A 24,696-nucleotide genomic window follows, 5' to 3' on the forward strand; every position below is an offset into this window, starting at 1 on the left:
TTCCCGGACGCCGCTGCGAGCCGTGAGCACGGCCGCGCGTCCTCGGTGCTGCCACCTTGGCAGAGGCGTCGCCGGTACGGCGATGATGTGCTGCGGCGGGTTCGCGCCGTGGCCGGTTTCCGCCACGCCGCACCGCTTTCGTGGACCGATGCTCAGGGAGGGACGCAGGTCGATGCTGGCAGCGATAGGGCTGGACGAGACGCACGAGGCGGCGTACCGGGCGCTGGTGTCCGTGGGCGCGGCCGAGGTGGCCGATCTGGCCCGGCGCCTGGCACTGGCCGAACAGGACACCGAGCGGGCGCTGCGCCGGCTGGAACGGCAGGGCCTCGCGGCCCAGTCCTCGGCACGGCCGGGCCGCTGGGTGGCCGCCCCGCCCGGGGTGGCGCTGGGCGCGCTGCTCACTCAGCAGCGGCACGAGCTGGAGAAGGCGGAGCTGGCGACGGCGCTGCTCGCGGAGGAGTACCGGGCGGCGGCGGCCGAGCCGGCGGTGCACGACCTGGTGGAGGTGGTGACCGGCGCCCCGGCGGTCGCCCAGCGCTTCCTGCAACTTCAGCTGGGGGCCACCGAGGAGGTGTGCGCGCTGGTGACCGGCAACCCGGTGGTCGTCTCCGGCACGGACAACGAGGCGGAGGAGCAGGCCGCCGGGCGCGGGGTGCGCTACCGGGTGGTGGTCGAGCGGACGGTGCTGGACCTGCCGCACGGGCTGACCGAACTGACGGCGGCGCTCGGCCGGGACGAGCGGGTACGGGTGGTGGACCGGGTGCCGACGAAGCTGGTGGTGGCCGACCGCTCGCTCGCGATGGTGCCGCTGACCTCTCGAACGGCCGAGCCGGCCGCGCTGGTGGTGCACGCCAGCGGGCTGCTGGAGCTGCTGGCGGGGCTGTTCGAGTCGGTGTGGCGGGACGCGCTGCCGCTGCGGCTGGGTGCCTCCGGGGTGGCCGAGGAGCAGCAGGACGGCCCGGACGTCACCGATCTGGAGGTGCTGTCGCTGCTGCTCGCGGGGCTGACCGACGCCAGCGTGGCCAAACAGCTCGACCTGGGCCTGCGGACCGTGCAGCGCCGGGTGAAGCGGCTGATGGAGCTGGCCGGGGTGACGACCCGGCTGCAGCTGGGCTGGCACGCCTACGAGCGGGGCTGGGTGGCCCGGGAGGAGTCCCGCTGAGCGGCGGATGCGCCGGGTGCCGACGCGCCGCGGTCAGAGGCCTGCCGAGCAGCGCCGCCGAGCCCCCCTGTCACAGTGCCGTCGTGAGGTGTGGAGTCGTTGAGCCGTGCAGTCGTTGTGCCGTTGAGCCGTTGAGCCGTTGAGCCGTTGAGCCGTTGAGCCGTGCAGTCGATGGGCCGTTGGGCCGTTGAGCCGTGCAGTCTGAGCCGTTGCGCCATTGAGCCGTGCAGTCTGAGCCGTTGCGCCGTTGAGCCGTGCAGTCGTGTTCTCGTGGCGCCGGCCCCGTGCCGTCCTGGTGTCGCCCGGTGTGGCTGGGGTGCCTCGGGTGCCTGGGGTGGTCAGCCGGCGGGGCGGTCGAAGGAGGACCACGGTCGCTGTGCCAGGGCCAGGCGCACGGTGTCGGCGACGACCCGCATGCCCGCGTCGTTGAAGTGCAGGTGGTCGCCGGGGTCGTAGCCCGGCAGGATGCGGGTCGGGTCCGCCGGGTCGCGTACGGCGCTGTCGGCGTCCGCGACCGCGTCGAACGCGCCGCCGGTGCGGATGAAGGCGTTCACCCGCTTGCGTACCGCCTCGTTGGTGGCCGTGTATGCGGGATAGCCGCGGTAGGGGGTGAGGGTGACGCCGACGACGCGGATGCCGCGGGCGTGGGCGCGCGCGACGAGCGTGCGGTACGCGTCGGCGTATGCGGCGGCGTCCCCGCCCTCCGGGGTGGCCTTGATGTCGTTGATGCCCTCGAACACGACGAGGGCGCGCACCCCTGCCCGGTCCAGGGCGTCGGCGTCCGCCCGGGTGAGGGCGCTGGGCCCGGTGCCCTCGTGCAGCAGGCGGTTGCCGGCGATCCCGGCGTTGAGGACCCCGATCCCCTGGACGCGCAGACGCTCGGCCAGCCGGTCGGGCCAGCGGTGGTTGGCGTCGGGGGTGGAACCCGTGCCGTCGGTGAGGGAGTCGCCGAACGCGACGACGCTGCCGCGGGCGGGCCCCCGGACATCGACGCCGGTCAGGTAGTACCAGCGGCTGGTCTTCCTCGTGTACGCCGTTCCGTCCTCGTCCGCGGCCCGGCCGGCGCCGGTCAGGGCCAGGTAGCTGGTCTGCAGGGCGGTGCGGTGGTAGGTGGCGGGCCCGCTGTCCCGGGGTGTGTACACCGTGACGAGGAGGTCGGCGGCGGCCGGGACGGACAGCCGTACCGGGTCGGAGACCGCGTCCTCGCCCGGGGGTACGGTGACGGTGGGGGCGCCGTGGAAGGTGGCGACGCGCAGGGTGCCGGGCACGGCGGCCGGGCCGGACCCGCTGCGCAGGGCGACGGTGACCGCGCCGAGGTACAGGGGCGCGCTGCCCAGCCGGTTGCCGAGCCGGAGGCGTACCGCGGTGCCGCCGACGCTGAGGTGGACGACGTTGCGGACGGCGGCGCCGGGCAGTGCGGGCGCGGTCCCCGACGGAGCGGTCTCCCAACTGCCCGCCCAGGGCTGGCGCGCCGGTCCGGCGACGGCCGTCGCCGCCGTGCTCGCCGGCACCGTCAGCAGCAGGACCACGAGGACCCGTCCGACCTTGGCCATGTCTGCGTCCGCCTTCCCCGTGGTCCGTCGGAGGCGACCGTGTCACACGCGCGGGCCGCGACGTCGGACCACCGGCGCCGGTCCACCCGCTCGGCGCAATTCGGGACGGGACCGCGGACCTGGGCCGAAGGGCCGATGCGCAGGGCGGGCGGGCGTGCTTGGCTGCCGTCATGACCGAATTCAGCGAGGCCGAGCGCGCGTACCTGAACTCGCAGCGACTCGGGCGCATGGCCACCGTGGACGGACACGGGCAGCCGCAGGCGAACCCCGTCGGCTTCTTCCTCCAGGACGACGGCACGATCCTGATCGGCGGCTACTCGATGGGCACCACGAAGAAGTGGCGCAACCTCCGGCGGAATCCGAAGGTCGCTCTGGTCGTGGACGACATCGTGAGCGTACGGCCCTGGCGGGTGCGCGGTGTCGACATCCGGGGCGAGGCCGAACTCCTGGTCGGGCCGCACGACTTGGGGGCGCACATGAGCGAGGAGGTGATCCGGGTCCGTCCGCGCCGGGTGTACAGCTGGGGGCTGGCGGAGTCCTAGGGCCGGTCCGACGGTTCGCTTCGTCGCCCGAAGGGCGGCCCGGAACCGTCAGGCAGGCCCCGGCCGTGTTCCTGGCGGCCGGTGAGCGCGCCCTCCAGGGTGAGCAGCCACACCTTGCGCTCCAGTCCGCCCGCGTACCCGGTCAGCGTCCCGTTCGCGCCGATGACCCGATGGCAAGGGCGCACGATCAGCAGCGGGTTGGCGCCGATGGCACCGCCGACCGCGCGAACGGCCGGGCGGGACGCGCCGATACGGGCGGCGATCTCGCCATAGGTCGCCGTGGCGCCGTACGGCAGCTCGTCCAGCGCGGCCCACACCCGCTGCCGGAACTCGGTGCCGTCGGCGCGCAACGGCAACTGGAATTCCTCGAGTTCACCGGCGAAGTAGGCGGCGAGCTGCTCGCCGGCCGCGCGGAACGGCCCCGGGTCGTGCCGCCAGCCGTCCTGGACGACCCGCCCGCCCTTCTGCCCGGGCACGGACACGGAGGTGAGCGCCCCGTCCGCGTCGGCGGTGAGCAGCAGCGGTCCGACGGGGGCGGCCAGCCGGGTGACGTACACGGTCGTCGCGGTCGTCATCGCGCCACCTCCGCCGCCGCGCACAGATGCCGGACGGCGTAGGACCGCCACGGCCGCCACGCGTCGGGCACCTCCGTCCCGGGCGGGGCCACGTCCGGATCGCCCAGGGCGCGGACCCGGAGGGTCGCGACGGTGGTGGGGTCCATGCCGGGCAGGGCGAGCAGCGCCCGCTCGGTTTCGTCCCGGTCGGCGCCCGGGTCCAGCCGTACGGTGCCGTCGGCGAGGGCGGCGGCGAGCGCGCCCAGTGGGCCGTCGGGCTCGGCCTCGGCGAGGACGGCCGGCTCCGGGAAGAGATGGGTGAGGCCGCCGCAGGGCGCGTCGAGCACCTTGCCGTACCGGCGCACCAGCTCCTCGGCGCCCGCGGTGCCGACCAGGGCGCGTACGGCGGGCTCCAGCGGGTCGACGGCGCCGGGCGAGCGCAGCCCCGGCCGTGCGGCGACCAGCGGAGCGAGCCGCGGGTCGGTGCCGAGCCGCTCGTCGACGGCGTACGGGTCGGCGTCCAGGTCGAACAGGCGCCGCAGCCGCTGCACGGCGGTGGTGAGGTCCCTCGGGTCAGTGAGGTGCAGCCGCGCGTCCAGCCAGCCGCCCGGCCGGGTGCCGCCGCCCGCACGCGGCTCCCGGGTGCGCTCCGCGACGGCGACGAGCCCGGTGCCGTACGGCAGCCGCAGGGTGCGCCGGTGGGTACGGCCGCCCGGGGCGCCGGTCACCTCCTCGACACCGGGCACCGCCTCCCGCGCCAGCTGGTCGAAGACGGCCCTCGCCTGGTACGGGCCCCGGTACGCGAGCCGCAGCGGGATGCCGGCGCCCGGGGTGGCACGGCGCGCCTCGCGGCCCCGGGGCGCGGCGGCACGCAGGTCGGTCGGTGTCGTGTCGTACACCTCCCGGACGGTGTCGTTGAACTGCCGCACGCTGGCGAACCCGGACGCGAACGCGATCTCGGTGACCGGCATGCCGGTGGTCTGCAGCAGCACCCGCGCGGTGTGCGCGCGCTGGGCCCGGGCGAGTGCCACGGGACCGGCGCCGAGTTCCGCGGTGAGCTGGCGCTGTACCTGCCGGGCGCTGTAGCCGAGCCGTGCGGCGAGTCCGGCGACGCCGTCACGGTCCACGATTCCGTCGGCGATCAGGCGCATGGCGCGGCCGACGACGTCCGCGCGGACGTTCCAGTCCGCCGAGCCCGGCACGGCGTCCGGCCGGCATCTGCGGCAGGCGCGGAAGCCGGAGCCCTGCGCGGCGGCGGCGGTGGGGAAGAACCGCACGTTGTGCCGTTTGGGCGTCACCGCCGGGCAGCTGGGCCGGCAGTAGATCCCGGTGGTCTGCACGGCGAAGAAGAACGCCCCGTCGAACCGCCCGTCCCGGCTGCGGACCGCCTCGTACCTGCTGTCTTCGTCCATCACGCTTTCCAGTGTGGTCCGCGGACACGGGGCGGGGCTAGCGGAAATCGGACGTGGAGCTTGCCCGGACCCGGGACCCGGCCCCCGGCCCCCGTCCCCCGTGCCCCGTCCCCCGAACCGATCGACACCCGGGGATGACCGGGGCGGGGCAGGGGGACGCGGGGGCGGGAGCGAGGCCGGCGGGCGCGGCCCGGGGGCTGATGGGCCGGGGCGGGGGCGAGGCCGGCGGGTGCGGCCCCGGGGGCGGATGGGCCGGGGGCGGGGCGAGGCCGGCGGGTGCGGCCCCGGGGGCGGATGGGCCGGGGGCGGGGCGAGGCCGGCGGGTGCGGCCCCGGGGTGGCCGCCGGCCCGGGGCCGTGTCGGGGACCGCGGGCGGGGGCTACTGCCAGTGGCCCCGCTTCGCCCGCATCGCCGCCCTTCCCTCAGCCCCCTTACGCTTCCAGTCCTTCTTGATCTCGCTGCGCAGCCGCGCGTCCGTCTTGGCCACGATCCACTGGTTCTCCCGCATCAGCTTGCGGTAGCTCTCCAGTCGCCGTACCGGAAGCTCCCCGTTCTCGACGGCGGAGCGCACCGCGCAGCCCGGCTCGCTCTCGTGGGCGCAGTCCTGGAAGCGGCACCGCTCGGCCAGTTCCTCGATCTCGGCGAAGACCGCCCCGACGCCGGTGCCGGCGTCGAAGAGGCCGACGCCGCGCAGCCCGGGGGTGTCGATGAGCACACCGCCGGAGGGCAGGGCGAGCAGATTGCGGGTGGTCGTGGTGTGCCGGCCCTTGCCGTCGACGTCCCGCGCGGCCTGTACGTCCATGACGTCCTCGCCGACGAGAGCGTTGGCCAGGGTGGACTTGCCCGCACCGGACTGGCCGAGCAGCACGGTGGTGCCGGAGCCGACGAGCGCGACGAGGGTGTCGAGCCCGTCGCCGTACAGGGCGCTGACGGTGAGCACGGACACGCCGGGCGCGCTCGTCTCCACGTCCTGCACGAGGTGGGCGAGGGTCGCCGGGTCCGGCACGAGGTCGGCCTTGGTGAGGACGACGACGGGCTGGGCACCGGACTCCCAGGCAAGGGCGAGGAAGCGTTCGACGCGGCCGAGGTCGAGGTCCACGGCGAGGGACACGGCGACGACGACGTGGTCGACGTTGGCGGCGAGGACCTGCCCCTCGGACCGCTTGGAGGAGGTGGAGCGCACGAAGGCGGTACGGCGGGGCAGCAGCGCCCGCACGTATCGCGGGTCGCCGCCTTCGGGGTCGACGACGGCCCAGTCCCCCGTGCAGACGACCCTCATCGGGTCACGGGGAACGACGAACTCGGTGTCCGCACGGACGACGCCTGCCGGAGTGACGACGTCGCACTGACCGCGGTCGACGCGTACGACACGGCCGGGCAGGAGACCCTGCTCGGCGTGCGGGGCGAACTCGGCCTCCCAGGCCGCATCCCAGCCGTACGGGGCGAGCGGATGCGAGGAGGACGAGGACGAACCCACGAGGGAAGAGAAAGACAAGGGGGGACCCTTCACAAGGGGTGGCCCCGGCACCGCGCTCACTGGCGCGGGAGAGGAGTGAGGTCAGCCGGAGGCCACGGAGGTGGACTGAATGAACTTCCGGATGCGGGCAGCGCCCATCTCAACGACAGCCATCGGTCAACACCTCCTGTGATCGCACTCAGCCGGCAGCGGCGGCCACCGGCCGCCTCGGGACAAGGCAAGCGTAGCCGCACGTCTCGGCGGAAGACCAACGCATTTACCGAAGCGCCCCGATGCGCAGCGGAGCCTCACGCTGCGCATCGTCGTACGGGCGGATGCCGGCCGTGCCGGGGTCCGGTCAGGCGGTCGACAGCGCGCACTGACCGCGGTCGGCCTTCATGGGGCCGGCCGCGCTCGGCCGCACCTCGAAATCGAACATGGCGGTGGGTACGTACAGCGAGCAGCACGCGTTGGGGATGTCGACGATGCCGCTGATACGTCCCTCGATGGGTGACGAGCCGAGCAGCAGGTAGGCCTGCTCTCCGCTGTAACCGAACTTCTTGAAGTACTCGACGGCGTTGAGGCAGGCCCGGCGGTAGGCCAGCGTCGCGTCCAGGTAGTAGTTCGTGTCCGTGTCGTGATCGACGGAGATCCCGATGAAGGTGAGGAACTCCGTGTACCTCGGCTCGACGTTGCCCGGCAGGAACACCGGGTTCGTGGAGATGCCGTACGTCTCCATGCCGCCCTTGATCAGGTCGACGTGGAAGTCGATGAAGCCGCCCATCTCGATGGCGCCGCAGAAGGTGATCTCTCCGTCGCCCTGGCTGAAGTGCAGGTCGCCTCCGGAGAGCTTGGCATCCTTGACGTGTACGGGGTAGAAGACCCGCGAACCGCGTGTGAAGTTCTTGATGTCGTGGTTGCCTCCGTTCTCGCGGGCCGGCACCGTGCGCGCGCCCTCCGCGGCGATGCGCTGCGCGGCGTCCCCGGTTGCCGTGCCGGCGAGCGCGTTGGCGGCGTCGGGCGGTACGGCGAGCGGGGGGACCCTGTTCGGGTCGGTGTCGATCAGCGCCTGCTCGCGGGCGTTCCAGCGGGCGAGCATCTCGGCGGACGGGGCGGTTCCGAACAGTCCGGGGTGGGTGATGCCGGTGAAGCGGATCCCGGGGAGGTGGCGGGAGACGGCCTGCTGTCCGTGGAAGTCCCATATCGCCTTGTAGGCGTCCGGGAAGTAGTCCGTCAGGAAGCCGCCGCCGTTGGCCTTGGCGAAGATGCCGGTGTAGCCCCAGCCCTGGCCCGCCGCGCCACCGGTCTGCTGCGGCACGGGGCCCAGGTCGAGGATGTCGACGACGAGCAGGTCACCCGGTTCGGCGCCCTCCACGCCTATCGGTCCGCTGAGCATGTGGGGGATGGTCAGGTCGATGTCACGTACGTCGTCGGCGGAGTCGTTGTTTCCGACCTGGCAGTCGGTCCAGTCACGGCATTCCATCCGGAACTCCGATCCCGGCTTCACCATGGCGGCGTTGGGGACGTCCGGGTGCCACCTGTTGTGTCCGGGGACGTCCTGCTCTCGCATCGACTTGTGCTGGTCCACTGTGAATACGACTTCGGGCATGACAGCCTCTCACTTTTGATCCGGTCAGGACGTTGTGCCCGTGCTTCCGGCCGATCCGGCCGGGGCCGGATGCCGTGATTTCCCGGTGAGCGGCCACAGTGCCGCGAACACGACGACACCGAAGGCACCGAGGGCGATGGCGATCTCCGTGGGGTGCTTCCAGTAGCCGGAGAGCAGCAACGCCGCGGGAATGACACCCGTGACCCAGCCCTCGATGGCCGTCACCCAGCCCACATAGTCGGACAACTCCGCCTTCTTGAGACCGAGCAGCAGGAAGAACAGGAACCACAGGAAGGACCAGTAGAGCCAGATGACTCCGAACGGGTAGTCCTTGAGGAGGTGGAAGTTGGCGAACGAATACCCCAGGGCCACGATCGCCACGAACAGGGAGTAGTAGCCGACGCCGATGTTGTCTATCCCGGCGAGCAGCACGATTCCCACATAGAGGTAGGTGAATCCGAACAGGTAGATCCCCGACGCCGCCAGAACCTTCAGGGGATCGTTGCCGGCCGTGAAGATGAGGTAGGTGGGCGTCAGTACCTGCAGTCCACCCACGAAGAGGTTGAACACTGCTGCGGACTTGGCATCGACCCTCTGCAGCAGCATCAGCCCGTTCACGAAGAGCACGGCACCGACGAAGAGCAGCCCCACGTTTCCCACGGGACGCACCTCCTAAGTCCGCGTAGAAAGCGATATCGCGTCGCACCCGGGCCGCCGACGGCGGCTCGGCTCGTGCCGGCCGCCGCCCTCAGGGACGCGGCAGTCGTGAGTCCGGAGGGTGCGCCTGCTGTCGTACTCTCCTGCGTGGCGGTACTTCGGAGACGACCTCCGGTACCTCGCGGGACCGATCCTCCCGGGCATGGAGGGCGGCGACCGCAGGCGAGGTACGCGGGAAGCCGGGCGAGGAGTAGACGCGTTTCGCAGCGCCTGTACAGACAGGGCAGCCGTGGACCGCGGGCGCCGTTCCGATCGCCAGTTTCACCTCGAACGGGCCGCAGCGGCTGCATAGGTATTCATAGGTCGCCATCCGCAGCCTCCGTATGCCGGTGGACGCTGGCCAACCCGCGTGCGTGCCGTGCGCCCCCAAGTGGCGCACGCGGCAGCGCATTTCCTACTTCAAGGAGACGTCCCACAAATCCACGTGTCAAGTGCCGGACGGCCGGGCCCGGGCCTTCCCGGAACGGGCCGACGGCGAGCGCCGCCGCTGCCGCCGCAAGAACCGCGGGGAGACTCGGGACGGCGTACAGCAGGGATCCTCGACCTGCCCCTTCTCACACAGGTGGAACGGCTCGTAACGGAATGTGGAGATCGCCGTGAAGCGGCGTACCGGGTCGACGGCCGGATATCTCCAGCACGTGGACGAGCAGGAGGGCCGGCGCCGACGAGCCGGACACGTCGAGGCGAACGCCGTCACGCCTCATCGAAATAGCCGCATCCCGTTCGGCGGAACACCACCTTTTCATCCCCGGGGATTGCGGAGCGACGCCCACTCGGCTCGAAATTCGAGATCATCGGTGCCGAGACGGCCGACCGGCGCCCCCGCCCTCACCGCGCACTCTCTCGGCGCAGGGAGTATCGGACCGTATCGGACCACCGAGGATACCGTGAGCCGATTCACACGCTGTGAGCCGATTCACGATCAAATTGCTGGACGGGCACAGGTCAGGGCTTTAGCGTCCATAAATAGATTGTTCTGCAATATGCGGAGATACCGGCGCCGCGCGTATCTCTCCTAATCATTCAGGCGAAGGCCGGAAGAGGGTGGATCAGTGAGCATGGACGCAGTGTGGGTCCGGGGCGTGACCGGCATTCAGATGCACCACGTGACCGACCTCCAGGATGCCGGCAGGTTTCTGGGCAACGCAGCGATGGCACTGCGGGCCGCGCACGTGAGGACCGGCGCCGACCGGTACTCCGGCATCGCCGCCGAGCTCAAGGCTCTGGTGGAGCGAGTGCGCGAGCTGGAGGACCAGGCGCGGTCGGACATGCACGAACTCCACTCCACCGACCCCGAGCGGTTCGTCCGCTGCCGGGACGGCCACGAGCCGTGGCCCGGCGAGATCCCGGCCGGCTTCATCCCGCGTCACACCTGCAAGGACGAGTGTCTCTACCACGACCGCGAGGTCCTCGACGCCCTCATGCAGTGCACCTGCGGACGGCCGCCGTGCCGGGCCTGCGAGATCGGCGGGAAGCTCTGAGCCCCTGCGGAGGCGGCAGCCGGGGGACACCCTTCACGAGGGTGGTCCCGGGCGGGCTCGGTGAGCGCGGCCGGATCAGCCGGTACCGCACGGAGCCCCGTTGAGCGTGAAGCCGTAGGGCGCCCGGTTCCGGTCCTGCCAGGCGCCGATGAAACCGAAGGACAGGGTGCCGTGCGCGGCGACGGAGCGGTCGTAGTCGGTGGCGGTGGCGGTGACGCGGGCGCCGTTCTGGTCGGCGCCCGCGTCCCACATCTGGCCGATCCGCTGCCCGTCGGGGAAGTTCCAGGCGACCTGCCAGCCGGTGAGGGCCAGGTCGGTGGTGACGGTGACGGTGGCCTGGAAGCCGTCGGGCCACTGGCTGATTAGTTCGTAGTCGACGCGGCAGCGGGCCGCCCGGGTGGTGGCGGGAGCGCCGGTGCGGGACGGTTCGCGGCTGATGGCGGTGGTGCCCCGGGGTTCGGGGCCGGGTTTCCCGCGCGCGGGCTTCGCCTGCGTGGACGCGGTGGTGGGGGTGGCGGCGGGCGCGCCGGTCGGGGACGGGCCGCGCGGCGTACGAGAGGCCCTGGGAGCCTCGGCTGCGGGCCGGCGGTCGACGCGGGCGGCGGCGGCCGCGCCGTCGCCGGCCCCGTCGAACGGCATCAGCGACACGCCGAGCGCCAGCGCGGACAGCAGGACGGCCGCGGCGAGCAGGCCACGCCGCACGGTCCGGCCGCGGCCCGCGTCCTCCTTCGGGTCGCCGCCGCCGGGATCGGTGGCGCCGGGGAGCGCGCCGAGACGGATCTCGGCGGCGCGGCGGCGGCGCTCCAGGTAGGCGAGGCCGCCCCAGCCGATGACTCCGCCGGCCAGCGCGGCGGGCAGGCCGCCGCCGTGCAGGCGCAGACAGGCCGCGGCCTCGGCGCATCCCACGCAGGTCGCCAGGTGCCGGGAGAGGTCGCCGGGGGTCTCGGCGGCGGGCGACCGGGTGACCGCGTCCAGCAGCCGGGCGTAGCTGCGGCACTCGGCGTCCATCGGGGTGTCCAGGTGGGCGCGGTGGCAGCGGTCCCGGAACAGGGTGCGGACCTGTTCGAGCTCGGCTGCGACGCCGGCCGGGTCCAGGCCGAGCCGGTGGGCGACGGTGGGCAGGGGCAGGGCCTCCACCTCGGCCAGCCACAGCAGCGAGGCGTCGGCCTCCTGCATGTCCCGCAGTCCGCGCAGCGCTACCGGCCGCCGCAGCGGCGGCCCCGAGAAGCGGCCGGCCCGGTCCGAGTGCAGCCACAGCCTCAGGTCGGGGTCGAGCCGGTGCCCCCGGCCGTCCGCCTCCCAGGCGGCCGCGGTGTCGCGCACGGCCGTGAGCAGCGCCGGTGTCGTCGGCAGCCGTGCCGTGCGGCGGCCGGCGCCGCGCACATGGGTGCTCGCGGCGGCGCGGAGTTCACGCATGCCGTGGGTGAACGCCTCGGTCGCCAGCTGGTGGGCCGTCAAGGATCCCGAGGTGCACAGGTCGGCGTACGAGAGCACCGCGTCCCAGCCCTCCGAGAACAGCGCGGCCTCGGTGGCGTCCTGGGGGGTCGGCAGGTCGGACATGGAACTCCTGCATCCACGTGCGAGGTCAACTCACCGCAGGGCAAAGGCAGTTGTGCGAAACCTCGCGGCAGGGCACAGAGCCTTTCACGTCCGTGACGCACCTGACAAGCGGGCTGTTCGCTTCCGCTCACGGAGCGTGTCCGGAGGCGGGCCCCACGCCCCTCACGAGGGGCAGCGGCTCCGGCTCGTGGTACGCGCGCCGGAGCCGCCCCGTTCACCGCCCCGCCGGCCCGGCGAGCGGGATCAGGCCTCGGTGCGTGCCCCCGCCGATTCGCCCACCGGTCCGTCCACCGGCGCGTCGACCGCTCCGGCCTCCGGTTCGTTCGCGGGCAGGCTGTCCATGAAGGAGCTGACGGAGAAGACCGCGCGACCGGGCCCGGGCGGACCGTAGCCGGGGGGCGAGGAGAGCCCGAAGTCGTCCATGGTGGCCCGGTAGGCCTCCAGCAGCCGGATGTGGTACTCCAGCGGCGCGCCCTGCGGGTTGGCCTTGCCGAGCGGTGTGGTGGGCTCCGGGCACCAGGTGGTGAAGCGGGGCGTGATGCCGTGCGACATGAAGAACCGCAGGCCCTCGGTGGTGGAGGCGATGGCCTCGTCGACGGTGGTGAAGCCGAACGGCTCCGCCATCTCGACACCCGCGACGAAGTTCGGGATCACGTTGCGGGCGCCGAACACCTCGGTGGAGTCGAGGATGCGCTTGTGCCACTCGTCCCGGCCGACGTACCGCTCCTTGCCCGGGCAGTACAGCTCGAACAGCCGCCGGTCCCACACCTCGAAGTTGGGGTGGTAGATCTGCACGCCGTAGTCCTTGAACCGCTGCACGTCCGCCTTCGGCAGCGCCTGCGCGACCACCTTGCCGATCCAGCGGCCCGGGAAGCGCTCCTCGATGGCCTTGGCGTAGTGGCCGTAGAAGTCGGCCTCGTCCCGGCCGGCGACGGTCTTGGTGATCGCGCCGCCGGTGAGCGTGTAGGCGGTGGAGGCCTTCTGGGTGTCGTACCGGTCGATGATCTCCAGGGCTTCGAGGACCTCCTCGACGTCCTTCACCCCGGTGTAGGGCCGGCCGGCCGCCTTGTGCTGGCGCCAGTTGTGGTTGATGTCGCAGTACTGGCACTCCTCCTTGGCGCCGAAGTACTGGCAGACCCGGAAGACGGTCAGATAGATCAGATAACCCCACTGGATGGTGGGGGCGACCTCCATCACCGACTTCCCGTTGGACAGGGTGTGCCGGTAGTACTCGGGCATGGGCGGCACCCCGACGTCGGCGATGCGCTTCCCGTCGAGGTACAGCCCGAGCAGCCCGTCCGCGCCGGCGGCGACCCGGTAGGGCGAGGCGGGGTTCACCCGTACGGAGACGACCGTACGGCGCAGGTCGTACGGGCCACCCGTGAGGATGATCTCCTCCGGGGGCCGGCGCAGCGCGGCCTCGCCCAGCTCGGGCAGGGTGCCGTGGTCGAAGGAGAAGATGAAGTACGACTTCGGCTTGACCTCGCCGCTCTCGTTGTCGCTGAGGGCGGACGGGTCGAAGGCGACGCCGCCACGGAGCAGGTCCTCCTTGAAGACGGCTTCCCGTGGCACATGCGGGAACCGCTCCATCAGATCCTCGACCAGCGCGGTGCGACTGCCCATCCGTATGTCTCCTCCCGGCTCAGGCGTTCGCCTCTCACCGTATGCCCCCGCCTCCGGCCCGGCCGTGCCGGGTCCCCGCACGACGCGCGGTGCGACCGGATGGGGTGCCGTGGACAGGCGGAGCGGGGGACGCGAGGGACCCGGCGCCGGGGCGCGTCACCTCACGCCGACCGCTCAAGCTCGTCCTGGTCGACGCCGTGCAGCAGGTCTCGTCCGGACGTCAGCCGTTCGGCCTCCTCGACCACCGTGCGGCCCAGCCGGGCCACCTCGTTGCCCTGGGAGCCGGCCAGATGGGGGGTGACGAACGCGTTGGGGAGACCGAGGAGCGGGGAGCCGGCGGGCAGCGGTTCGGGGTCGGTGACGTCCAGGACGGCCCGGAGGCGCCCTGTGCGCAGCTCCCCGATCAGCGCGTCGTGGTCGACGAGGGCACCGCGCGCGGTGTTGACGAGCACCGATCCGTCGGGCATCGACGCGAGTTCGCGGGCGCCGATGAGGTGCCGGGTCTCGGGGGTCTGCGGCGCGTGCAGCGTGACGACGTCGGAGGTGCGCAGCAGTTCGTCCAGCGGCAGCAGCGGCACGCCGAGCCGGGCGGCCTCCGCCGCGTCGACGTACGGGTCGGCGAGTGTGACGGCGAGGTCGTGGGGGCGGAGCAGTTCGAGCAGCCTGCGGCCCACGCGGGAGGCGCCGACGACGCCGACGCGACGGCCGTGGTTGCCGATGCCGGGGACGATGTCGCCGCGGGGGAAGACGCGGGGGAAGTCGCTTCGGGTGCGCTGCGGCCGGCCGAAGGCGAGGACGTCCTTGCCGGTGAGCAGGATCACGGCGAGGGTGTACTCGGCCACGGGCAGGGCGTTGGCGGCGGCGGCCGACGAGACCAGGATGCCGCGCCGCCACACCTCGGGGGTGGTGAACCCCTTGACCGAGCCGGCGGCGTGGAGCACGGCGCGCAGCCGGGGTGCCGCGTCCAAGGCGGCCGCGTCCAGCCGCGGGCAGCCCCAGCCGGTGATGAGCACCTCGGTGCGGGCCAGGGCCTGACGCACCCGGGGCTCGGCGAAGTCGTGCGCCACCAGGGTGGGGTCGAGGTCCACGCACGCGCGCAGGCGGGCCAGGAGCCGCGGCGGGAAGACCTGTGGCACGTTCCGGTCCGTCATGGCGAGGACGGCCTGCGGGCGTTCGGGCAACGACGTGACCTTCCGGCTGGGTGACGCACGGGCGGCAACCGCTCTCCACGGTAGGCCGCGGCGAACGGGAGGGTCAACGAGAACACTCGCTCCGGGCGGGACGCGCGCCTTCTGAGCGAGGGCCGAACGGCCGCCTGCCCGCGGGCTTTCTCCAGCCCCTTTCCCAACCCCTTGTCGAAACCCCTCCCGGCCCATAGCCTTTCGCCCGCGCCGGTGCCGACGCCGTCCCGGCCCGGACGGGAGGGACAGCCGCGTGAAGCGCACGTCACGTGACATCCGCACCGCGAACCGCTACGAGGTACTGAGCCGGATCATCGCCGGATCCCCCGCCTCCCGGCAGGAGCTGGCGGCCGCCACCGGGCTGAGCCTGGCCACGGTCGCCACGCTGGTCGGCGAGCTGCTGGAGCTGGGCGTGATCACCGAGGTCGGCTTCGAGGACTCCGCCGGAGGCAGGCCCCGTGGGCTGGTCGCGGTCGACCCGTCCGGGGGCGCGTTGATCGGGGTCGACATCGCGGAGACGTACGTCCATGCCGAGTTGTTCGATCTGGCGCTGAACGTACTGGCCCACGCCGACGAGGACGTGCGGCCCGGCGCGAGCCGCCCGGAGGAGGTGGCCGGCCGGGTGGCCGCGGCCGTCGGCTCGGTGGTGGCTCAGGCCGGTGGTGAGGCGGCCCGGGTGCTGGGCGTCGGTGTGAGCGTGCCGGGCCAGGTGGACCGGGACACCGGCGTCGCCGCGTACGCGGCCAACTGGAACTGGCACGACGTCCCGCTGCTCGACCTGCTCGCCGAACATCTCGCGTACCCGCTGTACCTGGACAATCCGCTGCGGGCCTGCACGGTGGCCGAGCTGTGGTTCGGGGCCGCGCGGGGCCGCGGGGACGCCGTGGTCGTCAACCTCGGCACCGGGGTCGGTGCCGGGCTGGCCCTCGGCGGCGGACTGCACCGGGGCGTGACCAACAGCGCCGGCGAGTGGGGACACACCACGCTGGTGCTCGACGGCCGCCTGTGCCACTGCGGCGACCACGGCTGCGTGGAGACCTATGTCGGCGCCCCCGGGATCATGCAGACCCTGCGTGAACTCAGCCCGGAGTCACCGCTGTTGCATCCCGGGGACCAGACGGCCACCATCGACGCGCTGGCCCACGGAGCCGCCGCCGGCGATCCGATCGCGCTCAAGGTGCTTGGGGACACCGCCCGTTATCTCGGCGCCGCCATATCCGGCCTGGTCAACCTGCTCAATCCCGAGGTGGTCGTGCTCAGCAGCTGGGTCGCCGCCCGGCTGGGCGAGCCGCTGCTGGAGGAGGTGCGCCGGGCCGTCGCCCGGCACGCCCTGCGGCGGCCGCTGGCCGCCACCGAGATCGTCCTGTCCCCGATCCCCACCGACCCGGTGTCCCTCGGCGCGGCCACGTTCGCGCTGGAGGGGGCCCTGCGGCCGGTGGGACGGCGCGGGACCCCGTCGCCGCTTCCGTCCCGCCTCCACCGTTCGTGGTCCTCCTCCGGCGCCGGCCGGTACGGGGATCGCACGGACCGGCACCGGGGGCCGAGCTAGGAGACCCATGTCCTTCCGCACCACCACCGACTACGTCGAGGACGTCTCGCCGGGCCGCGGAGCGCTGCCGCCCCGCGCGCGGTACGCGTCCTCGGACGCCAAGTCCTTCTCCCTCGACGGCAACTGGCGGTTCAGGCTGTCGGACACCGCCGACGCCGAGGACGACTCGTTCGCGGCGCGGGGGTACGACGCCGGTGACTGGGCCGAGGTGGCGGTCCCCGGCCACTGGGTCCTCCAGGGGCACGGCTCCCCCGTCTACACCAACCACCTCTATCCGTTCCCGGTCGACCCGCCCCGGGTCCCGACCGAGAACCCGACCGGCGACCACCTGCGCGTCTTCGACCTGCCCGAGGACTGGCCCGCACCCTCGGCCGGCGGTGCCGTCCTGCACTTCGACGGCGTGGAGTCCTGCGCCCGGGTGTGGCTGAACGGCACGGTCCTCGGTGATTTCAAGGGCTCGCGGCTGGCCCACGAGTTCGAGGTCGGCCGGCTGCTGGAGCCCACGGGCAACGTGCTGGCGGTCCGGGTGCACCAGTGGTCCGCCGGCTCCTACCTGGAGGACCAGGACCAGTGGTGGCTGCCGGGCATCTTCCGTGACGTCACCCTGCTGCACCGGCCGGCCGGCAGCGTCCTGGACTTCTTCGTGCACGCCTCCTACGACCACCACGACGGCAGCGGCACCCTGCGCGTCGACTCCGACGTGGCCGGCCGGGTCACCGTCCCGGACCTCGGCATCGACGTGGCGACCGGCGCACCGGTGACGGTACCGGTCCAGCCGTGGTCGGCGGAGACGCCGAAGCTGTACGACGGCGTGCTGGCCACCGACGGGGAGCGGGTGCCGCTGCGCATCGGTTTCCGTACCGTGCGGCTGTCGGGCGGCCTGATCGAGGTCAACGGCAGGGCCGTGCTCTTCAAGGGCGTCAACCGGCACGAGTGGCACCCGGAGCGGGGCCGCGCCCTGGACCTGGGGACCATGCGCGAAGACGTGCTGCTGATGAAGCGGCACAACATCAACGCCGTGCGCACCTCCCACTATCCGCCGCATCCGGCCTTCCTCGACCTGTGCGACGAGTACGGCCTGTGGGTCGTCGACGAGTGCGACCTGGAGACGCACGGCTTCACCGAACAGGGCTGGCGGGACAACCCCGTGGACGACGACCGCTGGACGCCGGCGCTGCTCGACCGCGCGGCCCGCATGGTGGAGCGGGACAAGAACCACCCCTCCGTCGTCATCTGGTCCCTCGGCAACGAGGCGGGCACCGGCCGGGGCCTGACCGCGATGGCCGAGTGGATCCACGGCAGGGATTCCGGACGGCTCGTGCACTACGAGGGCGACCGCAACTGCCGCGACACCGACGTCTACTCGCGGATGTACGCCGACCACGCAGAGGTCGAGCGGATCGGCCGCGGTCTGGACGGCGGCCCCCGGCGGCGCCGCGAACTCCCCTTCATCCTCTGCGAGTACGCCCACGCCATGGGTAACGGCCCGGGCGGCCTCGCGGACTATCAGCGGATCTTCGAGAAGTACCGCAGGCTCCAGGGGGGCTTCGTCTGGGAGTGGATCGACCACGGCATCGAGGACCCACGGTACGGCTACGCCTACGGCGGCGACTTCGGCGAGGAGCTGCACGACGGCAACTTCGTCTGCGACGGCCTGCTCTTCCCCGACCGCCGGCCCTCGCCCGGCCTCGTCGAGTACAAGAAGGTGCTCGAGCCGGTCACGATCACCGGTGACGGCGCGGCCGGCACCGTACGCGTCACCAACGGGTACGACTTCGCCGATCTGTCGGCACTCGCCCTGACCTGGGCGTACCAGGTCGACGGGGAGACGGTGGTCTCCGGCACCCTGCCGGTGCCCCGTCTGGGGCCCGGCGAGTCGGCCGACGTCGAGCTGCCCGGGCCCCCGCCTGGGGCACCGGACGGCGAGGCCCTCTGGACGATCCGGGCGGTGCTCGCGGCCGACGCCCCGTGGGCGTGCGCCGGACACGTGGTCGCCTGGGGCCAGATCCCGGTGTCGGCACACCGGGTGCCGGCCGTCGCTGCCGGCGCCCGGCCCGTACCCGGTGCCGGGGTCCTCACGCTCGGACCCGGCGTCTTCGACGCCCGCACCGGCGCACTGCGGGCGGTCGGCGAGGTGCCCGTGACCGGTCTGCGTCTGGACGTCTGGCGGGCCACCACCGACAACGACGACGGCGCCGCCTGGCAGAGCGACCTGCGCTACGGCCCGAGGTGGCGCAAGCTCGGCCTGCACCGCATGCGGCACCGCCTGGACGCGGTGGAGACGGACGGGGACGCGCTGACGGTCCGGACCCGGGTGGCGCCCGCCGCCCGGACGCTGGGCCTGTCGACGGTGTACCGCTGGACGTCGGACGGGGATCGTCTGCGGCTGACCGTGTCCGTCGTCCCGGAGGGCGACTGGCAGGTGCCGTTGCCCCGGCTGGGCATCCGATTCGGACTGTCCGCGGCCGACCGTGTGCGGTGGTACGGCGGCGGCCCCGGCGAGGCTTATCCGGACACCAGGGCGGCGGCCTCGACCGGCCGCTGGCAGTCGACCGTGGACCGGATGCAGACGCCCTATGTCCGCCCCCAGGAGAACGGCGCCCGCATCGACGTGCGCTGGGCGGAGCTGGGTGGTCTGCGCATCGAGGGGGAACCGGCGTTCTTCCTCACCGCACGCCGCTGGAGCACCGAGCAGCTGGACGCCGCCGCCCACCGCACCGATCTGGTGCCGGGCGCAACGGTCTGGGTCAACCTCGACCACGGCCAGCACGGCATCGGCTCCCAGTCCTGCGGCCCGGGCCCGCTACCGCGTTACCACCTGCGCGCCGAGCCGGCCGAGTTCTCCTTCGTCCTCACCACGACCCGGTCCACGACGACCGCTTGACCGGCGCACGCCCCACACCCGCGCGGTCCCGGCACGCGTACGGCCCGACACCCGCGCGGTCCGCCCCGGTACGGTCCGACGGCCGCGCGGTCCCGAAGCCCACGCGGTCCCGACGGCCAGCCCGGTCTGACCCGGTACGGTCCGACGGCCGCGCGGTCCCGAAGCCCACGCGGTCCGGCAGCCGCACGGTTCCGGCACCCGCGGCCGGCCGGCGTTCGCCCCGCCGGCCGCTCTTTTTCTCCCCGGCGATCTTCCTGGTATAGCTGGGCGCCGGCCCAGGCCGATCAGGCATCCCGGGAAAGGAGGCCCTCATGGCCCGAGCAGGCCTGAGCGCGGAGCGTGTCGTCGCGGCGGCCGCCGAACTCGCCGACGAGGCGGGCTTCGAGCAGGTCACCCTGTCCGCGCTGGCCCGCCGCTTCGGTGTGAAGGACGCGAGTCTCTACTCGCACGTCCGGAATCTGGAGGACCTGCGCACCCGGCTCGCGCTGTACGCGGGCGGCGAGCTGATCGACCGGATCGCCGCCGCCGTGGCCGGCCGCGCGGGCAAGGACGCCCTGGCGGCCTTCGCCGGCGCCTACCGCGGCTACGCCCTGGAGCATCCGGGTCGCTACGCGGCCACCCAGATCCGCATCGACCAGTCCCTGATCGCCGGCTCCCCGGCGATGCTCCGCACCGCCCGTATCACCTACGGCATGCTGCGCGGCTACGGCCTGGCCGAACCCGACCTGACGGACGCCGTACGCCTGCTGCGCAGCACCTTCCACGGCTACTGCGCACTGGAGTCCGCCGGCGGCTTCGGCGCGGAACGGGACGTCCAGGTGTCCTGGGACAGGGCGATCGAGGCCTTGCACCTCGCCCTCACCCACTGGCCCCGGGAGACGACGAACGGCGACTGAGCCGCTCCCCCACGACCCGGCTGCCGGGGGGGGCGCCGCACGCCACCCGCGCCGGACGGCCGCCTCGGCGACCACGGTCAGCGCGCGGAGTCCGCTCACCCCGGGCGGCCGGTTCAGGGCCCAGGGTCAGCGTGCGGAGTCCGCCGGCCCGCTCGCCGGGGTGTCCTTCCCCGGCGCGCACACTTCGTCGTACGACGGTGTCGTGCCCGCCGGGGCGCGCCCGGCGCGGATGTCGGCCATCGCGTCCAGGGCCGCGCCCAGCGCCCGCCGGTAGAGCAGCGAGCCGAGGCTGACCCTCCGGACGCCGAGGGCGGCGAGCCGGGGCACGGTGGGACCGGCGGGTGAATACAGGACGTTGAGCGGGACGTCGAGGTGCCGGACGAGGGTCTCGATCCGGCCGGGATCGACCAGGCCGGGCACGAACACCCCGTCGGCGCCCGCCTGCCGGTAGGCGTCGAGCCGGCGCAGGGTGTCCCGCTCGTCGCCGTCGCCCAGCCAGTGCGTGTCCGTACGGGCGTTGACGAACAGGCCGGGTACGGCCGTCTTCACCGCGGCGATCTTCGCGGCGTGCCGTGCGGCCGGTCCGAGTCCGTCCTCCAGATTGATGCCGACGACCCCCGCGTCCCACAACCGGTGGGCCAGTGCGGCGACTTCGCCGGGGTCGTCGGCGAAGCCGTCCTCGGCGTCGATGGAGAGGAGATAGGGCTCCGAGCCGAGAGTGCGGGCGAGGCGCAGGGTGTGTTCCCGGGTCGCGCCCCGGCCGTCGGGCAGTCCGGCGCCCGCCGCCACGGCGAGACTCGACGTGGCGATCGCCGGAAATCCGCGCGCCGCGAGGGCGGCGGCCGAGGCGTGGTCCCAGGCGTTCGGCAGGAGCAGCGGCTCACCCGGGCGGTGGTGGAGTGAGGCGAACGGCGTCGGGGCAGGCTCTGCGGTCATACGTCCATGGTGCGCGCCGGTCGTTTCGGCCCCCGCCGAACCGTGCGCGCCCCCTGGTCCTGCCGTTCGTCGACCACGGGGCCCCTCCTACCGCCCCCGCCCGGCCACGCCGCGCTCCGGCCCTGCCTACCTACCGCGCTCGGCCGCGCTGCGCTCCACGCAGAACTCGTTGCCCTCGGGGTCGGCGAGGACCGCCCAGCCGGTGCCGTCCGCGTTGCGCCGGTCGTCCATCAGGGTGGCGCCGAGGGCGAGCAGCCGCTCGACCTCCTCGTCGCGGGTGCGGTCCTGGGGCTGGAGGTCCAGGTGGACCCGGTTCTTGACGGTCTTGGCGTCCGGCACCGTGACGAAGAGCAGGCCCGCGTTCTCGATCAGGGCCTCGTCGTCCCCGGGCTGGTCGTCCTGGTGCAGGGGCTGGTCCAGCACCTTCGACCAGAAGGTGCCCAGGGCGTACGCGTCGGCACAGTCGACGGTCATGTGGCGGATCTTGGAAGTCATGCGGGGGATTGTCGTGCGCCGCCACGCGAAAAGGCAACGCCTGCCGGCCGATGGACGGCAGCCGACGTGCCCGGACCTGGTCTCATCCCCGTACGGTGACGTCCACGCCCGATGCTTCCAGCCGTACCCGCGCCCCGGCTCCCCCGGTCCAGCGGACCTCCAACTCCCCTGCGCCGTGCGCCCGCACGGACACCAGCCCGGCCAGCGGCACCGGATGCGGCTCGGCGGTCAGCCGGGCCACCGCGACGAACAGGGTGTCCCCCTCCCCCACAGCCCCTGTCAGGGTGGCCGGCTCCCCCACAGCACCCGTCGGGGTGTCGGACAGGCCTTCGGCAGGCCGGAGTTCGGTTCGGACACCGTCCCGCGGCGCCCATCCCGTGATCCGCACCGGCGTCCCGGGCGGAGCGCCGGCGACCAGATGGGCCCGTACCTCCGCCGCGCCCTCGGCGAGCACCACGCTGGTCACCGTGATCCCGTCGCGCACGGTGTGCCGGGAGGCGATCCACCCCGCGCCCGTGCCGAGCGGCTCGATCTCCGTGCGGCTCGCGTCCCCGCCGACGATCACGCTGTTGTCGTACGACGGTGCCGGCACGGTGGCGGTCGAGTAGGCGAGCCGGGTGTAGTGGGGGTCGTAGCGGGTGTCCTCGCTGCCATGGTTGTGCAGCCGGACCAGGCCGTCCGAACGGGTCGACTGCAGCAGCCAGTTGGGGGCGGTCAGCGATCGCACCTGGTCGGCGCGCTCCACCGGCGAGGGCTGCTCGGGTGCCGTCCACAGTTCGTGCTCGGGCGGGAGCAGCAGGCCGAGGAAGCCCTTGCTCGCCCAGTACGGCGAGGCCGGCCCCGAGTACGTCTGCACGAGCGAGGTGTCGGGGCCCAGCCAGCCGAGCGTGAGCAGACCCCGCCGGTCGACCGCGCCGCCGTCCAGGAAGTACCGCAGCGCGCCGGAGCCCAGCCGCCGGGTCGCGCCCGGGGACAGGGGCGTGTGCCCGGTCAGCGTGCCGAGCCAGAGCGGGGCCGTGGTCGCGAAGCGGTAGGTCAGGGAGCGCCCCTGGTACAGGGGGGCTCCGTCACCGCCGAACAGGCGGGCGTAGTCCTCGAGGTACCGCGACAGCCGTGCGCCGTAGCGGGAGAGGAGTTCGGCGTCGTCGGCGAGCCATGCGTGCAGGACGGTGTACAGGTGCATGGCCCAGCCGTTGTAGTGGTCGAACCTGCGGCCGTCGCCGTCGGTGTACCAGCCGTCCCCGACGTACCAGTTCTCGATGCGTTCCAGGCCGCGGTCGATCGCCTTGCGGGCAGCCTCCGGCCGGTGGCCGATCTCCTGGAGGAAGCCGCCGACGGTGACCGGGAACAACTCCCAGTTGTTCGGCCAGGGTTCGGCGGTGAGCGCGTCCGCGAGCCAGTCGGCCGCGCGGTGGCGCACGGAGTCGTCGAGGCGGTCCCACAGCAGCGGCCGGGTCAGCCGCAGGGCGAGGGCGATCGAGGCGGCCTCGACGAGCGGCTGGCTGCGGTCCACGACGGCCGGCCAGACCCCGAGGGGACCGGCCGCGAGACCCTCGGCGTACCGGCCGAGCACCGTCTCGTCCCCGCGGAAGGCGGCCAGCAGCAGTGTGCGGGCGTATCCCTCCAGGCCGTCGGAGAGGTGGCCGGAGTGGCTGACGTGGTCGCCGGGGAGATGGTAGAGAGCGTGGTCGGGGGTGGCGTACGGCGCCACGGCGGCGAGCAGCGCGTCGGCCGCGGCCTCCCAGTGGGCGCGGGTGTAGCCGGTGTACGCGCTCGACTCGCGTTCCTCGGCGGGCAGTTCGATCACGGTGGCGGCGTTCCTTCCTGACGGGACCCGGGCGCGCCGGTTCCGGTCGCGGCGCCCCGTGCTCATCCCACCCGCACCGTGCCCGGGGGCACCAGATGCGGGGCGCTAGGTTCACCGGACGGCGGATGTGGAGTCCTCCGGAACGGGTGCGGTCTCGGCCCCGGGGGCGGTACCGGGGGGGCGGGCTGGACCGGGGCCGCCGGGCTCCCGCGAGGCGGTGCTCATGGCCGCGGAGTGCGGGAGGTGCCCATCTGCTGGACGCCATGGCTCGAAGCCGTCCCGGTTCGACTAGCGTCGTGACATGACCGGCAACGCCTCCCCCCGTCTCGCCGACGCCCTCGCCACCGGCACGGTCGTGCTCGACGGCGGCATGTCCAACCAGCTGAAGTCGGCCGGGTACGACCTGGCGGGCGAGCTGTGGTCGGCGCGGCTGCTCGCCGAACGGCCCGAAGCGGTCACCGAGGCGCACCTCGCCTACTTCCTCGCGGGCGCGAGCGTGGCCATCACCGCCGGCTATCAGGCCACGTTCGAGGGTTTCGCGAAACGCGGCATCGGCCACGCGGAGGCCGCGCGGCTGCTCGCGCTGAGCGTGGACCTCGCGCGGGAGGCGGCCCGGCAGGCCGGCGACGCGGGGGTGGAACGGCCCCTGTGGGTGGCGGCCTCCGTCGGGCCGTACGGCGCGATGCTGGCCGACGGCTCCGAATACCGGGGCCGGTACGGGCTCGGCGTCGCGGAACTGGAACGGTTCCACCGGCCGCGGCTCGAGGTGCTGGCCGCCGCCGCGCCCGACGTCCTCGCGCTGGAGACCGTGCCCGACGCCGACGAGGGCGCCGCGCTGCTCAGGGCGGTGCGCGGGCTGAGGGTGCCGGCCTGGCTGTCGTACACCGTAGAGGGCCGGCGCACGCGTGCCGGACAGCCCCTGGAGGAGGCGTTCGCGGCGGCCGCCGATGTCGACGAGGTGATCGCGGTGGGCGTCAACTGCTGCGCGCCCGCGGACGTGGAGCCGGCGGTGGAGATCGCGGCCCGGGTGACCGGCAAGCCGGTCGTGGCCTATCCCAACAGCGGGGAGGCGTGGGACGCCGGGGCACGGGCCTGGACGGGGCCTGCGACGTTCGGCACCGAGCGCGTCGAGGCGTGGCGGGAGGCAGGGGCGCGGCTGATCGGGGGGTGCTGCCGGGTGGGTCCCGAGACGATCGCCGCGATCGCCACCGACCTGGGCTGACCTCCGCCACGCCCGCCGCCCCCGGGCCTCCGGAACCCGGTGGCGAGCGGTGGGCGA

The 24,696-nt window shown here is 73.3% G+C and carries 20 protein-coding genes; 7 read left to right on the plus strand and 13 right to left on the minus strand.

The annotated features are described in order from the left end of the window. Nucleotides 1–172: 172 nt before the first annotated feature. Complete coding sequence (locus tag ACGFT2_RS21420) at nt 173–1,162, plus strand: helix-turn-helix domain-containing protein (protein WP_393280537.1); 990 nt, start codon at nt 173–175, stop codon at nt 1,160–1,162. 338 nt (nt 1,163–1,500) lie between these two features. On the opposite strand, the gene ACGFT2_RS21425 is transcribed toward ACGFT2_RS21420, so the two are convergent. Then, nucleotides 1,501–2,715 (minus strand): SGNH/GDSL hydrolase family protein, encoded by a 1,215-nt coding sequence (locus tag ACGFT2_RS21425; RefSeq protein ID WP_393280540.1) that lies wholly within the window; start codon nt 2,713–2,715, stop codon nt 1,501–1,503. Nucleotides 2,716–2,885: 170 nt separating this feature from the next. Here ACGFT2_RS21425 and ACGFT2_RS21430 point away from each other — a divergent pair, with 170 nt between their 5' ends. Then, nucleotides 2,886–3,257 carry a PPOX class F420-dependent oxidoreductase gene (locus ACGFT2_RS21430; RefSeq protein ID WP_393280543.1) on the plus strand — a complete coding sequence of 124 codons (372 nt, stop codon included), beginning with the start codon at nt 2,886–2,888 and terminating at the stop codon, nt 3,255–3,257. Here the strand turns inward: ACGFT2_RS21430 and ACGFT2_RS21435 are convergent. The 6 genes from ACGFT2_RS21435 to ACGFT2_RS21460 all read right to left on the minus strand — a co-directional run bounded on the left by ACGFT2_RS21435 (nt 3,254) and on the right by ACGFT2_RS21460 (nt 9,396). After that, nucleotides 3,254–3,832: a methylated-DNA--[protein]-cysteine S-methyltransferase gene (locus tag ACGFT2_RS21435; RefSeq protein ID WP_393280545.1), complete on the minus strand. Its 579-nt coding sequence runs from the start codon at nt 3,830–3,832 to the stop codon at nt 3,254–3,256. The genes ACGFT2_RS21430 and ACGFT2_RS21435 overlap by 4 nt on opposite strands. Then, the gene (locus tag ACGFT2_RS21440) at nt 3,829–5,223 is read right to left on the minus strand and encodes a DNA-3-methyladenine glycosylase 2 family protein (protein ID WP_393280976.1); all 1,395 of its coding nucleotides are present in this window, start codon (nt 5,221–5,223) and stop codon (nt 3,829–3,831) included. The genes ACGFT2_RS21435 and ACGFT2_RS21440 overlap by 4 nt, the downstream gene beginning before the upstream one ends. A 379-nt stretch (nt 5,224–5,602) precedes the next feature. Continuing rightward, nucleotides 5,603–6,718 (minus strand): ribosome small subunit-dependent GTPase A, encoded by a 1,116-nt coding sequence (rsgA, locus tag ACGFT2_RS21445; RefSeq protein ID WP_393280548.1) that lies wholly within the window; start codon nt 6,716–6,718, stop codon nt 5,603–5,605. 319 nt (nt 6,719–7,037) lie between these two features. Next, on the minus strand, nt 7,038–8,288 hold the full coding sequence (fmdA, locus tag ACGFT2_RS21450; protein ID WP_393280551.1) for a formamidase: 1,251 nt from the start codon (nt 8,286–8,288) through the stop codon (nt 7,038–7,040). A 24-nt stretch (nt 8,289–8,312) separates the two neighbouring features. Then, nucleotides 8,313–8,948: an AmiS/UreI family transporter gene (locus ACGFT2_RS21455; protein WP_393280553.1), complete on the minus strand. Its 636-nt coding sequence runs from the start codon at nt 8,946–8,948 to the stop codon at nt 8,313–8,315. 88 nt (nt 8,949–9,036) lie between these two features. Then, the gene (locus ACGFT2_RS21460) at nt 9,037–9,396 is read right to left on the minus strand and encodes an FmdB family zinc ribbon protein (protein ID WP_393280555.1); all 360 of its coding nucleotides are present in this window, start codon (nt 9,394–9,396) and stop codon (nt 9,037–9,039) included. 667 nt (nt 9,397–10,063) lie between these two features. Here ACGFT2_RS21460 and ACGFT2_RS21465 point away from each other — a divergent pair. Next, nucleotides 10,064–10,486, plus strand: coding sequence for a hypothetical protein (locus ACGFT2_RS21465; RefSeq protein ID WP_393280978.1), 423 nt, complete (start codon nt 10,064–10,066; stop codon nt 10,484–10,486). A 75-nt stretch (nt 10,487–10,561) separates the two neighbouring features. Here the strand turns inward: ACGFT2_RS21465 and ACGFT2_RS21470 are convergent, their stop codons facing one another. The 3 genes from ACGFT2_RS21470 to ACGFT2_RS21480 all read right to left on the minus strand — a co-directional run bounded on the left by ACGFT2_RS21470 (nt 10,562) and on the right by ACGFT2_RS21480 (nt 14,850). Beyond that, on the minus strand, nt 10,562–12,046 hold the full coding sequence (locus ACGFT2_RS21470; RefSeq protein WP_393280558.1) for a cellulose binding domain-containing protein: 1,485 nt from the start codon (nt 12,044–12,046) through the stop codon (nt 10,562–10,564). A gap of 243 nt (nt 12,047–12,289) precedes the next feature. Then, on the minus strand, nt 12,290–13,669 hold the full coding sequence (locus tag ACGFT2_RS21475) for a radical SAM protein (protein ID WP_393280560.1): 1,380 nt from the start codon (nt 13,667–13,669) through the stop codon (nt 12,290–12,292). A gap of 161 nt (nt 13,670–13,830) precedes the next feature. Beyond that, complete coding sequence (locus ACGFT2_RS21480; protein WP_393280563.1) at nt 13,831–14,850, minus strand: hydroxyacid dehydrogenase; 1,020 nt, start codon at nt 14,848–14,850, stop codon at nt 13,831–13,833. A 253-nt stretch (nt 14,851–15,103) separates the two neighbouring features. Here ACGFT2_RS21480 and ACGFT2_RS21485 point away from each other — a divergent pair, with 253 nt between their 5' ends. The 3 genes from ACGFT2_RS21485 (at nt 15,104) to ACGFT2_RS21495 (ending at nt 20,179) form a co-directional block, all read left to right on the plus strand. Then, nucleotides 15,104–16,399: an ROK family transcriptional regulator gene (locus ACGFT2_RS21485; protein ID WP_393280566.1), complete on the plus strand. Its 1,296-nt coding sequence runs from the start codon at nt 15,104–15,106 to the stop codon at nt 16,397–16,399. A gap of 7 nt (nt 16,400–16,406) precedes the next feature. Beyond that, nucleotides 16,407–19,283 carry a glycoside hydrolase family 2 TIM barrel-domain containing protein gene (locus ACGFT2_RS21490; protein ID WP_393280569.1) on the plus strand — a complete coding sequence of 959 codons (2,877 nt, stop codon included), beginning with the start codon at nt 16,407–16,409 and terminating at the stop codon, nt 19,281–19,283. 311 nt (nt 19,284–19,594) lie between these two features. Then, nucleotides 19,595–20,179, plus strand: coding sequence for a TetR-like C-terminal domain-containing protein (locus tag ACGFT2_RS21495; RefSeq protein WP_393280572.1), 585 nt, complete (start codon nt 19,595–19,597; stop codon nt 20,177–20,179). A gap of 126 nt (nt 20,180–20,305) precedes the next feature. Here the strand turns inward: ACGFT2_RS21495 and ACGFT2_RS21500 are convergent, their stop codons facing one another. The 3 genes from ACGFT2_RS21500 to ACGFT2_RS21510 all read right to left on the minus strand — a co-directional run bounded on the left by ACGFT2_RS21500 (nt 20,306) and on the right by ACGFT2_RS21510 (nt 23,414). Continuing rightward, nucleotides 20,306–21,115, minus strand: a complete 810-nt coding sequence (locus tag ACGFT2_RS21500; RefSeq protein ID WP_393280574.1) for an isocitrate lyase/phosphoenolpyruvate mutase family protein — start codon at nt 21,113–21,115, stop codon at nt 20,306–20,308. A gap of 126 nt (nt 21,116–21,241) precedes the next feature. Next, a complete protein-coding gene (locus ACGFT2_RS21505) occupies nt 21,242–21,610 on the minus strand; it encodes a VOC family protein (protein ID WP_393280577.1) in 369 nt (122 codons plus the stop codon). A gap of 82 nt (nt 21,611–21,692) precedes the next feature. Beyond that, nucleotides 21,693–23,414: a DUF2264 domain-containing protein gene (locus ACGFT2_RS21510; RefSeq protein ID WP_393280980.1), complete on the minus strand. Its 1,722-nt coding sequence runs from the start codon at nt 23,412–23,414 to the stop codon at nt 21,693–21,695. A 304-nt stretch (nt 23,415–23,718) separates the two neighbouring features. Between ACGFT2_RS21510 and mmuM the strand changes: the two genes are divergently transcribed. Continuing rightward, nucleotides 23,719–24,639, plus strand: coding sequence for a homocysteine S-methyltransferase (gene mmuM / locus ACGFT2_RS21515; RefSeq protein ID WP_393280580.1), 921 nt, complete (start codon nt 23,719–23,721; stop codon nt 24,637–24,639). Nucleotides 24,640–24,696: the final 57 nt, after the last annotated feature.

The organism is Streptomyces sp. NPDC048514 (assembly GCF_043199955.1).
Taxonomy (GTDB): Bacteria; Actinomycetota; Actinomycetes; order Streptomycetales; family Streptomycetaceae; genus Streptomyces.